The sequence below is a fragment of the Pseudomonas sp. S2_A05 genome (genome assembly GCF_054668485.1).
Window position 1 is genome coordinate 88,898 of the sequence record NZ_CP162775.1, and the last position, 13,018, is coordinate 101,915.

General features: G+C 60.0%; 11 protein-coding genes and 1 pseudogene. 4 read left to right on the forward strand and 8 right to left on the reverse strand.

The features are described 5' to 3' along the window. The first annotated feature begins 162 nt into the window (after window positions 1–162). Window positions 163–1,223 (forward strand): annotated as a pseudogene (dinB, locus tag AB4O12_RS00445) (DNA polymerase IV). A 126-nt stretch (window positions 1,224–1,349) separates the two neighbouring features. On the opposite strand, the gene AB4O12_RS00450 reads toward dinB, so the two are convergent. The 4 genes from AB4O12_RS00450 to AB4O12_RS00465 form a co-directional block, all read right to left on the reverse strand. After that, complete coding sequence (locus tag AB4O12_RS00450) at window positions 1,350–2,303, reverse strand: hypothetical protein (protein WP_056783330.1); 954 nt, start codon at window positions 2,301–2,303, stop codon at window positions 1,350–1,352. A gap of 17 nt (window positions 2,304–2,320) precedes the next feature. Further along, a complete protein-coding gene (locus AB4O12_RS00455) occupies window positions 2,321–4,036 on the reverse strand; it encodes a proline--tRNA ligase (RefSeq protein ID WP_460060081.1) in 1,716 nt (571 codons plus the stop codon). A gap of 129 nt (window positions 4,037–4,165) precedes the next feature. Continuing rightward, a complete protein-coding gene (locus AB4O12_RS00460) occupies window positions 4,166–5,725 on the reverse strand; it encodes an AmpG family muropeptide MFS transporter (protein WP_041478070.1) in 1,560 nt (519 codons plus the stop codon). 43 nt (window positions 5,726–5,768) lie between these two features. Then, on the reverse strand, window positions 5,769–6,122 hold the full coding sequence (locus AB4O12_RS00465; RefSeq protein ID WP_071174585.1) for an MGMT family protein: 354 nt from the start codon (window positions 6,120–6,122) through the stop codon (window positions 5,769–5,771). A 165-nt stretch (window positions 6,123–6,287) separates the two neighbouring features. Here AB4O12_RS00465 and AB4O12_RS00470 point away from each other — a divergent pair, with 165 nt between their 5' ends. Beyond that, window positions 6,288–7,295 carry a DUF481 domain-containing protein gene (locus tag AB4O12_RS00470; protein ID WP_375123203.1) on the forward strand — a complete coding sequence of 336 codons (1,008 nt, stop codon included), beginning with the start codon at window positions 6,288–6,290 and terminating at the stop codon, window positions 7,293–7,295. Between the two features lie 118 nt (window positions 7,296–7,413). Here the strand turns inward: AB4O12_RS00470 and AB4O12_RS00475 are convergent, their stop codons facing one another. Next, the gene (locus AB4O12_RS00475) at window positions 7,414–7,623 is read right to left on the reverse strand and encodes a cold-shock protein (RefSeq protein ID WP_002554837.1); all 210 of its coding nucleotides are present in this window, start codon (window positions 7,621–7,623) and stop codon (window positions 7,414–7,416) included. Between the two features lie 355 nt (window positions 7,624–7,978). Here AB4O12_RS00475 and dcd point away from each other — a divergent pair, with 355 nt between their 5' ends. Continuing rightward, window positions 7,979–8,545, forward strand: coding sequence for a dCTP deaminase (dcd, locus tag AB4O12_RS00480; protein ID WP_007940589.1), 567 nt, complete (start codon window positions 7,979–7,981; stop codon window positions 8,543–8,545). A gap of 107 nt (window positions 8,546–8,652) precedes the next feature. Then, the gene (locus tag AB4O12_RS00485) at window positions 8,653–8,862 is read left to right on the forward strand and encodes a hypothetical protein (RefSeq protein WP_016771389.1); all 210 of its coding nucleotides are present in this window, start codon (window positions 8,653–8,655) and stop codon (window positions 8,860–8,862) included. A 44-nt stretch (window positions 8,863–8,906) separates the two neighbouring features. On the opposite strand, the gene pdeM is transcribed toward AB4O12_RS00485, so the two are convergent. The 3 genes from pdeM to AB4O12_RS00500 form a co-directional block, all read right to left on the reverse strand. Further along, window positions 8,907–9,560: a ligase-associated DNA damage response endonuclease PdeM gene (gene pdeM, locus AB4O12_RS00490; protein WP_016771388.1), complete on the reverse strand. Its 654-nt coding sequence runs from the start codon at window positions 9,558–9,560 to the stop codon at window positions 8,907–8,909. Next, entirely contained in the window at window positions 9,557–12,046 is a 2,490-nt protein-coding gene (locus tag AB4O12_RS00495; protein ID WP_460060083.1) for a ligase-associated DNA damage response DEXH box helicase, read from the reverse strand. Before AB4O12_RS00495 ends, pdeM begins: the two co-directional genes overlap by 4 nt. Window positions 12,047–12,241: 195 nt before the next feature. After that, a complete protein-coding gene (locus AB4O12_RS00500; protein WP_056783337.1) occupies window positions 12,242–13,006 on the reverse strand; it encodes an ABC transporter ATP-binding protein in 765 nt (254 codons plus the stop codon). Window positions 13,007–13,018: the final 12 nt, after the last annotated feature.

The following is a 13,018-nucleotide window of genomic DNA, read 5'->3' on the forward strand; positions in this document are numbered from 1 at the left end:
GTGGCGCAAGGCTTTCAGCTCTATTGCGCGCGGATCTTTGATTGAAAAAATAAATTCATCGGAAATCTCCTACGGTCGGAAAAGAACATTCAACCACTGGTGCTATATACAGGTACCAATGAGATACTGCCGCTCCGGCTTGCCACGTTGTCTTTTTCCGACATGACCCAGCGAAAAATCATCCACGTCGACTGTGACTGTTTCTATGCCGCCATCGAGATGCGCGATGACCCGCGTCTGGCCGGCAAGCCACTGGCGGTGGGTGGTTCAGCGGATCGACGCGGGGTGATCGCCACCTGCAACTATGAAGCGCGCGCCTATGGTGTGCGCTCGGCCATGGCTTCCGGGCATGCATTAAAGCTGTGTCCGGACCTGACCATCGTCAAGCCGCGCATGGACGCTTATCGCGAAGCTTCGAAAGAAATTCATACGATCTTCGCCGACTACACCGATCTGATCGAGCCGCTGTCGCTGGACGAGGCCTATCTGGATGTGTCCGACAGCGCGCATTTCGGCGGCAGCGCTACGCGCATCGCCCAGGACATTCGCCGCCGGGTCTCCAACCAATTGCACATCACCGTCTCGGCTGGCGTTGCGCCAAACAAATTTCTGGCGAAGATCGCCAGCGACTGGAAAAACCCAACGGTTTGTTCGTGATCACCCCGGATCAGGTCGAGGAGTTCGTCAGTGGTCTGCCGGTGAGCAAGCTGCACGGCGTCGGCAAGGTCACCGCCGACAAGCTCGGCAAGCTCGGCATCGTTGACTGCCAGCATCTGCGCGAGTGGGGCAGGCTGGCGCTGGTGCGCGAATTCGGCAGTTTCGGCGAGCGCTTGTGGAATCTGGCTCGTGGGATCGATGACCGTCTGGTGCACAACGACAGCCGCCGTCAGTCGATCAGCGTGGAAAACACCTACGACGTAGATCTGCCTGACCTGCGCAGTTGCCTGGACAAATTGCCCGAGCTGCTCGATACCCTGAAAACCCGCATGGCCCGGATCGACGGCAGTTATCGACCGGGCAAGCCGTTCGTCAAAGTCAAATTTCATGATTTCACCCAGACCACGCTGGAGCAGGCTGGGGTAGGGCGCGACCTTGGCAGTTATCAGTTGATGCTGACGCAGGCGTTCAATCGCGGCGGCAAGCCGGTGCGGCTGTTGGGGGTGGGAGTGAGGCTGGAGGATTTGCGCGGCGGGTTTGAGCAGATGGAGTTGTTTGAGCGGTAGATTCGCGGCGTATTCAGATAATCATCGCGGGCAAGCCCGCTCCCACATTGATCGATGGTGAAACACATATTGTGTGAACACCCATAAACCCTGTGGGAGCGGGCTTGCCCGCGATGCCTTTAGCTTTTAATTCGGTCCCGGATCTGCAACCAGGCGCCCGGCATCCTTGGCCAAAGACTTGAGAAACTCAGCCTGCAACTCAGGATCATTGCGCGTCAGTTCGATCAGGCTCTGTTCCAGCTCACTGGCTTCTTCTTCCAGACCCAGCTCCGACAGGCGTTTAACCCGGTGTACCCACTGGCTCACCTCGTCATCTTCCAGATCGTCATAAATCAGCCCGTGCGCCTCAATCAACTTGCCGCGCAGGTGGCCGCTGAGCATCAGGGTCGAGTCGGAATGCACATCGTCCTTGGCGTCTTCGACACTGATCTGCAAGCGGCCGACATGGTTGAGGTCATGTTCGGCGAAAGGGCTATCGAGCAGATTCAAGCGCAGCACACCGTTGCGATCAGTGGTCATGTCGAACGTCTGCTTGCCGGCCTTGACCTGCACCGGTCGTTCGCTCCACGGCAGGCTCGAATACTCCGTGCGCTTGTCGCGCTGGACTTCGTCGATGCCCGCGAGGTTTTGCTGCGCGCGACCATTGGACTGCACGTTCATGAACGGGTTGAGCCCGGCGAAACCGTAGCTCAGCCAATCCCGGGTGACGCTATCCGGCAGGTTACCGAGGGCAAACACGTTGACCACATTGGCACCGACACCACCGACCACGGCCACCGCGCCCAGCGGAATCTCGTAGACTTCGCGCCAGGGTTGGTAAGGCGTGTAGCGGTCGTAGCGACGGGTGACCTCGAACTCGGTGACTTCGAAAGTCTTCTGCTCGTTTATCTTCACGCGTCGCTGCGGCAGCTCGAGCACCTTGGGCTCGCCGACATCGATCTGCAGGCTGTGATCGAGCAACTTTCGCTCGACCCGCTCTTCGTGCTCGCTGCGTTGTGACATGTGATTGGCGCAGCCGCTGACCAGCAGGGCGCCGCACAGGGCGGCGCCACCGAGGCCTAAGGTGTTTCGCTTGAACATGACGTCTCTATCTGGTTTCAGCGGCGGATACGGGCCTGAAGGAAGGACACAACATCGGCCACCGGCAGTGCTTGCGCCTCTGCTTCGGAACGACTCTTGTATTCCAGGTTGCCTTCGGCGAGGCCGCGGTCGCTGACCACGATCCGGTGTGGAATGCCGATCAGCTCCATGTCCGCGAACTTGATGCCCGGGCTGGTTTTCTTGTCGCGATCGTCCAGCAGCACTTCGAAGCCGGCCGCCGTCAGTTCGGCATAGAGCTTGTCGGTGGCTTCGCGCACCTGTTCGGTTTCATAGCGCAGCGGTACCAGCGCGATCTGGAATGGCGCCAGAGTGTCGCTCCAGATGATGCCGTTGGCGTCGTTGTTCTGCTCGATGGCAGCAGCCACCACGCGCGATACGCCAATGCCGTAGCAACCCATTTCCAGAGTCACCGGCTTGCCGTTTTCGCCCAGCACTTCGCACTTCATCGCCTTGCTGTACTTGTTGCCCAGCTGGAAGATGTGTCCGACTTCGATGCCGCGCTTGATTTCCAGCGTGCCTTTGCCGTCCGGGCTTGGGTCGCCGGCGACGACGTTGCGCAGGTCGGCAACGGTCGGAACCGGCAGATCACGCTCCCAGTTCACGCCGAAATAGTGCTTGTCGTCGATGTTCGCGCCAATGCCGAAGTCGCTCATCATCGCCACCGAGCGGTCGATGATGGTCGGCAGCGGCAGGTTCAGCGGGCCGAGCGAGCCGGCGCCGGCGCCAATCGCGTCACGCAGTTCTGCATCGGAGGCCATCACCAGCGGGCTGGCCACGCCAGGCTGGTTGGCAGCCTTGATCTCGTTCAGTTCGTGGTCGCCACGAATCACCAGCGCGATCAGCTTGCCTTCTTCTTCGGCATGGACGATCAGGGTCTTGATGGTCTTTTCAATCGGCAGATTGAATTTTTCCACCAGGGCGGCGATGGTTTTCGTGTCCGGTGTGTCGACCAGACGCAGCTCTTCGGTTGGCGCAGGGCGCGAGGTTTCCCGTGGCACCGCTTCGGCTTTTTCGATGTTCGCCGCGTAGTCGGAGCCGTTGCTGAAGACGATATCGTCTTCGCCGGACTCGGCCAGCACGTGGAATTCGTGGGAACCGGCACCACCGATCGAACCGTTGTCGGCTTCTACCGGGCGGAATTTCAGGCCCAGGCGCGTGAAGATGTTGCAGTAGGCTTCATGCATGCGGTCGTAGGTGACCTGCAGCGACGCCTGATCAGCGTGGAAGGAGTAGGCGTCCTTCATGATGAATTCGCGGCCGCGCATCAAACCGAAGCGTGGGCGGATTTCGTCGCGGAATTTGGTCTGGATCTGATACAGGTTGATTGGCAGCTGTTTGTAGCTGCTCAACTCGTTGCGCATCAGATCGGTGATCACTTCTTCGTGAGTCGGGCCCGCGCAGAAATCACGACCATGGCGGTCTTTGATGCGCAGCAGCTCAGGGCCGTATTCTTCCCAGCGCCCCGATTCCTGCCACAGCTCGGCCGGTTGGGTGCTCGGCATCAACACTTCCAGAGAACCGGCAGCGTTCATCTCTTCGCGAACGATGGCTTCGACCTTGCGCATGACCCGCAGGCCCATCGGCAGCCAGGTGTACAGGCCCGAGGCAAGCTTGCGGATCATGCCGGCGCGCAGCATCAGCTGGTGGCTGATCACGACCGCGTCGGAAGGCGTTTCTTTCTGTGTGGCGAGCAAAAATTGACTGGTGCGCATGGTTGGCCGTTGTCGGTTGCTATGACTGGAAATGACGGAGCAGTGTACCGGCGAGTTTTGCTGACGTACAGAAGTGTGGCCGGCGGAAGGCGCCAGCGGCGGGATTCCTCCCGCCATTGGCGAAGCGTCCTACGATTCTTCGGTGACGGGCGTCGGTGCAGGCTCGGGCGTCGGTGTTTGTCCTTCGCGGCGGCGCTCCTGAAACCAGTGGAGCGCGATCAGTAGCAGCGTCGGCACGCCGAGCAGGGCGGTAATGAGGAAGAAGCTGTGATAGCCGAACTTCTCGACCAGCACGCCGGAATAGCCGCCCATCAGGCGCGGCAGCAGCAACATGATCGAGCTGAGCAGGGCATATTGCGTAGCGGAAAACTTCAGGTTGGTCAGGCTCGACAGGTAGGCAACGAACGCCGATGTCGCCAGGCCCGAGCTGAAGTTGTCGAGGGAAATGGTCACCACCAGCATCTGCAGGTTCGGGCCCATGTCCGCGAGCATGACGAACAGCAGGTTGGTCGCTGCCGAAGACACACCACCGATAAACAGAATCGGCAGAATGCCGAAACGCACGATCAACAGGCCACCCATGCCGGCGCCGACGAGGGTCATGATCAGGCCGAAAATCTTGCTGACACTGGCGATCTGATCCTTGGTGAAACCCTGGTCAATATAAAACACGTTGGCCATGACGCCCATTACCGTGTCGGACATCCGGTAAGTGGCGATCAGGCCCAGCAGCAGCAGCGCCTGCCAGCGATAACGCAGGATGAAGTCATTGATCGGCGTCAGTACCGGCGCCAGTCCGCGCCGGCCCATGGCCGACAGACACATCCCCGTCAGCAACGTATAGAGGATGGCACGCAGGAAGGCGCGGTCTTCGAGCAGCAAATCGAGTGGGCTCATGTCGCCGAACAGCACGCCGGCGAAGTCGGTGTTGTATAGCTGGGTGAACATCGCCGGTACGGAAACCAGCAGAACGATCAGCACGAACACCGACATCAATTGATGCATGAACGTGTAGCGCCCGGCCTGCAACTGCGTGCGCAGCGGTACGGGTGGTTCACGCATGAACAGCGTGGTCAGCAGCGCGGGCACCATCAATGCGCCGAACAGCACATAGGTGCCGGTCCAAGCTGCGTGCTTATAGTTGAAGCCGGTGGAGCCGAAACCTTCGGCGAAGAATAGCGCGCCGGCGGTGGCGAGCAGGGCGGCGACGCGGTAACCGGACATGTAGCTGGCGGCGAGAGCGGCCTGGCGGCTGTCATCGGCGATTTCCAGGCGATAGGCGTCGACCGCGATATCTTGCGTGGCGGAGGCGAAGGCAACCACGACGGCAATGGCGATCAGCCAGGATAAATGCTTCTGCGGATCACAGAAACCCATGCCGATCAGGCCGAGAATCACCAGTGCCTGGGAGAGCACCAGCCAGGAACGGCGGCGGCCGAGTTTGCCCAGCAAGGGCAGGCGCCATTGATCGAGCAGCGGCGACCAGACCCATTTGAACGCGTACGCCAGGCCGATCAGGCTGGCATAGCCAATGGTTTCACGGGCCACGCCTGCTTCACGCAGCCATACGGAGAGCGTCGAGAACACCAGCATGTACGGCAGGCCGGCGGCAAAACCGAGCAACAACAGCACGAGCGTCGAAGGACTGGCATAGGCGGCGAGCGCGGCGCGCCAGGTTTTACGGGGCATGGGCTGAAGTCTGCCTCAAAATTGCGAAAACAAAGCGCGCACTCTAACCGCTGTGCTCTACCGGACGCCAGCCATGGCGCCGAATATCCACACGATTGTTCTGGACGGTGATGCCTTCCATGCGCAATCGCGCACGTTGTTCGTCACCGGAAGGGCTGCCGACCGGCAGGCTGATGCGTCCGCCGGCGCCGAGCACGCGGTGCCAGGGCAGCCTGGTGTCGCCGGGCAACTGGCTCAAGGTCCGTCCGACCCAGCGCGCGGCGCGGCCAAGTCCGGCGAGTTCGGCCAACTGGCCATAACTGACGACTTTGCCTTCGGGCACTTGTGCGAGCGTCGAGTAGAGTGCCGTGCGTCGGATTTGCGCATCGTTTTCGACGCTGTCGAGCGGGTCTTTCACGTACGCGGCTCCTGAGCATTGGTGTGATTATGGCGACAAGGGTAATCGCTCGTGGCGCAGTTGAGAAATGAACTCAATTGAAATAGTCCGGTCAGTCCTTGTCATGGGCAAAATCCTACGGATAATGCCGACCCTTTTCGCCAACTCTGAGCCCCCGATCTGCTTATGTTCCCCAGAACCCTGTTGTGCCTTGCTGTTTTCAGCGCGTCCACGCCCCTGCTTGCCGACACCGTCTGGTTGAAAAACGGCGACAAGCTGAGTGGCACTATCATGGTTTTCGACGGCGGCAAGCTGTTGATCCAGACCAAATACGCCGGCGCAGTGGCGATTGACTGGAAAGAGGTCAAGACCCTCGACAGCGATCAGCATCTGCTGGTCAAGCAGGACGCCTATGCCGGCGAAGTGTCGAAGTCGCTCACCGCGGCCGACGATGGCAAGGTCACCCTGGCTAACGGCGAGGCGCCGAAGACTGTCGAATTGGCGAGCATTCAGCAGATCCTCAAGCCCAAGCCGATCGTCACCGACCTGGTATGGAAGGGTAACGTCGATCTGGCGCTGGACTATCAGCGCGCCGAAAAGGACACCGACGATTACGACGTAGCCTTCAAGACTTCGGCTCGCCATGGTCGCTGGCGCCATACCGGCGAGGGCGAGTACAACCGCGAAGTGCAGGATACGGAAACCACCACCAACAACTGGCGCGCCGAATATTCCCTCGACCGCTTCCTTACCGATCAGTGGTTCTGGCAAGGGCGCATCAACTACAAGCGTGATCACATCGAAGAGCTGGCGCGTCAGCGTGTGGTCGGTACCGGTCCGGGTTACCAGTTCTGGGACGATGAGCTGGGTGCGTTCTCGCTGGGCTCGTTGCTCAACCGCACCGACTATGAATACCGCGATGGCAGCAAGGACAACTTCTACTCCGTCGCGATGAAGTGGGACTACAACCGCTACCTGATCGGCAAGAAGGTCGAGTTCTTCACCAATGGCGAAGTCGGCAAGCCGCTGTCGGGTGTTGCCGATTACGCACTGGATGCCGAGCTGGGCCTGCGCTACAAGGTCACCGACTGGGCATCGCTCAACCTCAAGGCCGAGCGCGACATCATCAGTGGCACCAACGATGCGGATCTGAACAAGACCCGTTATACCGCAGGGTTTGGCGTCGCCTGGTAAGGGCAGAAACAAAAAATCGCGGCCCAAGGGGTCGCGATTTTTTTTGCCAGCGCAAAACAGGCGCCCACAAAAAAGCCCCGCTTTTAAGGGCGGGGCTCTTTTCTAAAGAAGCTACAAGTTAGATAACTTGTACTTCTTCAGCTTGCATGCCTTTCTGACCGCGGGTAGCGATGAAAGAAACCTGTTGGCCTTCTTTCAGGCTTTTGAAGCCGTCGGATTGGATAGCTTTGAAGTGAACGAACAGGTCGTCACCGGATTGTGGAGTGATGAAGCCGAAGCCTTTTTCATCGTTGAACCACTTAACGGTACCGGTTTGGCGATTAGACATGGTGTAACTCCTTGAACAAAGATAACTGCGACTCAGGAAGAACCCTGGCCGAGACTGAGTGCAAAGAGCAGGAAAAATTCTTGTAGATGGTTGGATCGAAATTCAACATATCGTGTAGAGATTCTCAGTGACACAAGCAACACAGTGACGCCACCTTAACCCTTTTTCCGGAACGTGCCAATGTTTCTTGCAAAGGATTCTGTGTTTTAGGGATCGGCGGTGCGACGGTTCGTCGCCACATCGCGTAAATACGGGGTGTTCGCCGAGAATTGCGTTGCGCACTTTGAACGAGACGACGCGCCCGGTAAGATGCCGGACAGAATTTTTCCACCTCGCTATTCAGGACAAACCCGCCATGAGCATCAAATCGGACAAGTGGATTCGCCGCATGGCGCAGGAACACGGCATGATCGAACCGTTCGTCGAGCGCCAGATGCGCGGCAGCGACGACAGCCGGGTGATTTCCTACGGCGTGTCGAGCTACGGCTACGACGTGCGTTGCACCAACCACTTCAAGGTGTTCACCAACATCAACTCGGCCATTGTTGACCCGAAGAACTTCGACGCCGGCAGCTTCGTCGACATCCACAGCGACGTCTGCATCATTCCGCCGAACTCCTTCGCGCTGGCTAGCACCGTCGAATACTTCCGCATTCCGCGCAACGTGCTGACCATCTGCCTGGGTAAAAGCACCTACGCGCGCTGCGGCATCATCGTCAACGTCACTCCTCTCGAGCCTGAGTGGGAAGGTCATGTGACCCTGGAATTTTCCAACACCACCAACCTGCCGGCGAAAATCTACGCCAACGAAGGCGTGGCGCAGATGCTCTTCCTCGAATCCGATGAAGAATGTGAAGTTTCCTACAAGGATCGTGGCGGCAAATATCAGGGCCAGCGTGGCGTAACCTTGCCGCGTACCTGATCGACCATCCGACGGATGTCGGGAATTCTTTGGCGGGCAGACACTCTATGGGGTGTACTGCCCGTTTTTGTTACACACAAATTCGGGCCTTCACTGAGGAGTGCCCTATGAAGATCGACCCGCGAATCAGCGCTGAACTGGCAAGGCTTGAGCCCAATCAGATAGGCGTTCTGGCCTGGTCGTTACTGGCGAATCCGTCTTTGAGCCTGTCCGGCGGCGTGCCCGGCCAGCCCGATCCCGATACTCCCAACGAACAACCGACCGAACCAGGCGAACCGACGCTGCCGGACGAGCCGCCTCCGGCACCTGTCGCCTGACCCACTGTCCTGAATATGGCCCGTCAGTCTGATCGATTTGCGATCTAGCTGACGGGCCATATTTCGTTGTCGCCGATCACGAAGACTTTGCAACTGTCGTCGCGCTCGACCTGATAGCCGCCGGTAAACGCACCGAATGCCGGCATCAGGCTGATGCGCTCACCGAGTCTGAAACAAGCCAGGCGCAGACTCTGCCGACCTTTGCCATGCAGCCGATAGACCGGGTGCACGTGGCCGGCGAGCACGTGCCGTTCCGGATGCGCATCGGGCTCATGCTGCAAGGCAAACGGCCCCAATAACAGCGGCTCTGGCACCACGCGGATATTCAGCGATGCCGGTGGGTCGCCCGCGCGTTTGTCGTGGTTGCCGCGAATCAGCGTCATCGGCAGGTCAGCGTGGCGCGCTCGCCACTCTGCCAGCGCATTCAGTGTGGTCGGGACATGTGAGCCAGGCCCATGCAGGAAATCCCCGAGAAAAATCAACTGGCGACACGGCAGCCGCGCCAGCAATGCGTCGATCACCTCGATGTTGCTCGCTGTCGTGCCATGCGGCACCGGCTGGCCGAGGCTGCGATAGGCCGCCGCTTTACCGAAATGCACATCGGCGATCAGCAATGCTTCCTGCGCTGGCCAGTACAGGGCTTTCTCCGGCAGCAGCCATAACTCCTCACCGGCCAAACGCACCGGGTACGCACTCACGACGATTTTCCGTTATCAGCGGTTTTTTCCAGGTCACCGACCATTCTTCTGATCCTGTCAGCCAGTTTTTCCGAACTCATGCTCTCGCGCATCCGCTCCACCAGCAGCGGAAAACCCAGTGGTGTAGGACGTTTAACCTGATGCACGTCCAGTTTCATCTGATTGATGCGCTCCAGTGTCTGTTCCAGACGACGAATATCCAGTTCCTCGCGTAGGACTTCTTCCCCGGCCTGGGCCAAGAGCAGATTGTCGGCGTCGTATTGTTTGAACACCTGGAAAAACAAGCCACTCGACGCCTGCACCTGGCGGGTACTCTTTGGTGCGCCCGGATACCCGGCGAACACCAGCCCGGCGATCCGCGCGATTTCGCGGAAACGGCGCAACGCCAGTTCACCGGCATTGAGACTGGCGAGCACGTCCAGCAACAAGTCATCGGCATTGAACAGGTGCGCGTCCAGATGCGTGGCCCAATCCACCGGCGTGGCGCTGAGCAGTTCCAGGCCGTAATCATTCACGGCAATCGAGAAGGTCACCGGCTGGCGCTGACTTACGCGCCATGCCAACAGGCTCGCCAGTCCCAGATGCACTTGTCGCCCGGCGAACGGATAGAGAAAAAGATGCCAGCCTTCGCGGGATTTCAGCACCTCGGCGAGCAGATTTTCCGTGGTGGGCAAGCCGGACCAGCGTATCTGCGTCTCCAGCAGCGGACGCAGCGCGTGCATTTCCGGGCCTTTGAACTGACCTTGAGCAGCGGCGCTGAAGCGCGTGACCACCGCTTCGGCCAGTTCGTTGGATAACGGCATGCGTCCGCCATTCCAGCGCGGCACGGCAGCCTTTTTCGCGGTGCTGCGTTTGACGTAGGCTGTCATGTTTTCCACCCGCACCAGTTCCAGCAGGCGGCCGGCGAAGAGGAAACCATCGCCGGGTTTCAGTCGCGCGATAAAGCCTTCCTCGACGCTGCCCAGCTGTTTGCCGCCGCCGCCCTTGCTCCAGAATTTCAGGTTGATGCTCGCGTCGCTGACGATGGTGCCAATGCTCATGCGATGGCGCCGCGCCAGACGCGCATCCGGCACACGCCAGACGCCGTGTTCGTCCGGCTCGACCCGGCGGTAATCCGGATACGCTGTAAGAGACATCCCGCCATGGCGTACGAACGCCAGCGCCCAGGCCCAGTCTGCCGCTGTCAGGTCGCGATAGGCCCAGGCGCCTCGGACTTCTTCGTACAAGTCTCCAGGAATAAAGCCACCGCCAAGGGCCATGCTGACCAAATGCTGGACCAGCACATCCAGCGGCTTGAGCGGTGACAGGCGCGGCTCGATGCGCCGTTGCTCGACGGCATCGCGTGCGGCAACCGCTTCGATCAGTTCCAGGCTGTGGGTCGGCACCAGCGTCACCCGCGAGGTGCGCCCCGGTGCGTGGCCGGAGCGCCCGGCACGTTGCATCAAGCGCGCAACGCCTTTGGCCGAGCCGATCTGCAGCACGCGTTCGACCGGCAGGAAATCTACGCCCAGATCCAGGCTCGAGGTGCACACCACCGCTTTCAACTGGCCATTCTTCAACGCCTGCTCGACCCAGTCGCGGGTATCGCGTGACAGTGAGCTGTGGTGCAGCGCGATCAACCCGGCCCAGTCCGGCCGTGCTTCCAGCAGTGCCTGATACCAGATCTCCGATTGCGCGCGGGTGTTGGTGAACACCAGGCTGCTGGCACAGGCGTCAAGTTCGGCCACCACCTGCGGCAGCATCTTCAGACCGATGTGGCCGGCCCAGGGAAAACGCTCGATGGCCGGTGGCAGCAGGGTGTCGACTTGCAGGGTTTTTTCGCTTTTGCCTTGGACGCTGACGCCGCCGCCCTGTGGGATCAGCACTTGCTCCGCGTGGGATTGATTGCCGAGGGTGGCGGATACCCCCCAGACAATCAGTTCCGGCTGCCAATGACGCAGGCGGGCGAGGGCCAGTTGCAATTGCACGCCGCGTTTGTTGCCGAGCAATTCGTGCCATTCATCCACGACGATCATGCGCAGGGTCGACAACGCCGTGCGCGCATCGGCGCGGGCTAGTAGCAGAGTGAGGCTTTCCGGGGTGGTGATCAGCGTCGTTGGCAAACGCCGGCCCTGACGCGCGCGTTCGCTGCTGCTGGTATCGCCGGTGCGCAGGCCGATGGACCACGGAATCTGTAAGTCATCCACCGGAATCTGCAACGCGCGGGCGGTATCGGCGGCGAGGGCGCGCATCGGCGTGATCCACAGCACCGTCAGCGGTTCGGCCGGCGGTTTGCGTTTGCGCGGTGTAGCCACGGGCGGTTGCAGGCGGGCGAAGCGGTTGAGCGCAGCAAACCATACCGCATAAGTTTTGCCGGCGCCGGTGCTGGCGTGGAGCAACCCGGATTCGCCGTTTTTCACCGCCGCCCACACCTGTTTCTGAAAGGCGAACGGCTTCCAGTCGCGGGCGCTGAACCAGGTTTTTGCAAAGTCGGGGGATTTCGCCATGCCGGCTGCGTGCGCTCTGGAGGTGTTGTTTCAGAGACAGCGAAGCGGGGCGACAAGTTTAACTTTGTCGGTCGATGGATTCCCCCTGTGGGAGCGAGCCTGCTCGCGAATGCGATTGCACATTCAACATTGATGTTGACTGATAAACCGCTTTCGCGAGCAGGCTCGCTCCCACAGAGGGGTGGGTTGCCAACCTTATTTAAGATTGCCGCTGAGGAACTGCTTCAGGCGTTCACTCTTGGGATTGCCCAGCACTTCTTCGGGCGCACCTTCTTCTTCCACCAGACCCTGATGCAGAAACAGCACCTGATTCGACACCTTGCGCGCAAAACTCATTTCGTGGGTGACCATGATCATCGTCCGGCCTTCCTCGGCCAGACCCTGAATCACTTTCAGCACTTCGCCGACCAGTTCCGGGTCGAGTGCCGAGGTCGGTTCGTCGAACAGCATCACTTCCGGCTCCATCGCCAGTGCCCGGGCGATCGCCACGCGCTGTTGCTGACCGCCGGAGAGAAACGCCGGGTATTGATCGGCGACCCGCGCCGGCAAGCCGACTTTGTCCAGATAACGTCGGGCGCGATCCTCGGCTTCCTGTTTGCTGCAGCCCAGCACCCGGCGCGGGGCCATGGTGATGTTTTCCAGCACGGTCATGTGGCTCCACAGGTTGAAATGCTGGAACACCATCGCCAGCCGCGTGCGCAGGCGTTGCAGTTCATCGGCGTCGGCAACGTGCATGCCGTGGCGGTCGGTGACCATGCGGATCGCCTGGCCATCAAGGCTCATGGCGCCGTCATTCGGTTGTTCAAGGAAATTGATGCAGCGCAAAAAGGTGCTTTTGCCCGAGCCGCTGGCGCCGATCAGGCTGATCACGTCGCCGGTTTTGGCCTTGAGCGAAACGCCTTTGAGCACCTGATGATCGCCATAGCTTTTGTGCAGGCCTTCAACGGTCAGTTTGTACATGGACGAGCATCC

Bases quoted from the DNA above. Each gene is read 5' to 3' on its own strand.
- AB4O12_RS00495 (WP_460060083.1), bottom strand. From the start codon at position 12,046: ATGGCGAAATCCCCCGACTTTGCAAAAACCTGGTTCAGCGCCCGCGAC.
- AB4O12_RS00455 (WP_460060081.1), bottom strand. From the start codon at position 4,036: ATGCGCACCAGTCAATTTTTGCTCGCCACACAGAAAGAAACGCCTTCC.
- AB4O12_RS00500 (WP_056783337.1), bottom strand. From the start codon at position 13,006: ATGTACAAACTGACCGTTGAAGGCCTGCACAAAAGCTATGGCGATCAT.
- dcd (WP_007940589.1), top strand. From the start codon at position 7,979: ATGAGCATCAAATCGGACAAGTGGATTCGCCGCATGGCGCAGGAACAC.
- AB4O12_RS00475 (WP_002554837.1), bottom strand. From the start codon at position 7,623: ATGTCTAATCGCCAAACCGGTACCGTTAAGTGGTTCAACGATGAAAAA.
- AB4O12_RS00460 (WP_041478070.1), bottom strand. From the start codon at position 5,725: ATGCCCCGTAAAACCTGGCGCGCCGCGCTCGCCGCCTATGCCAGTCCT.
- AB4O12_RS00450 (WP_056783330.1), bottom strand. From the start codon at position 2,303: ATGTTCAAGCGAAACACCTTAGGCCTCGGTGGCGCCGCCCTGTGCGGC.
- AB4O12_RS00470 (WP_375123203.1), top strand. From the start codon at position 6,288: ATGTTCCCCAGAACCCTGTTGTGCCTTGCTGTTTTCAGCGCGTCCACG.
- AB4O12_RS00485 (WP_016771389.1), top strand. From the start codon at position 8,653: ATGAAGATCGACCCGCGAATCAGCGCTGAACTGGCAAGGCTTGAGCCC.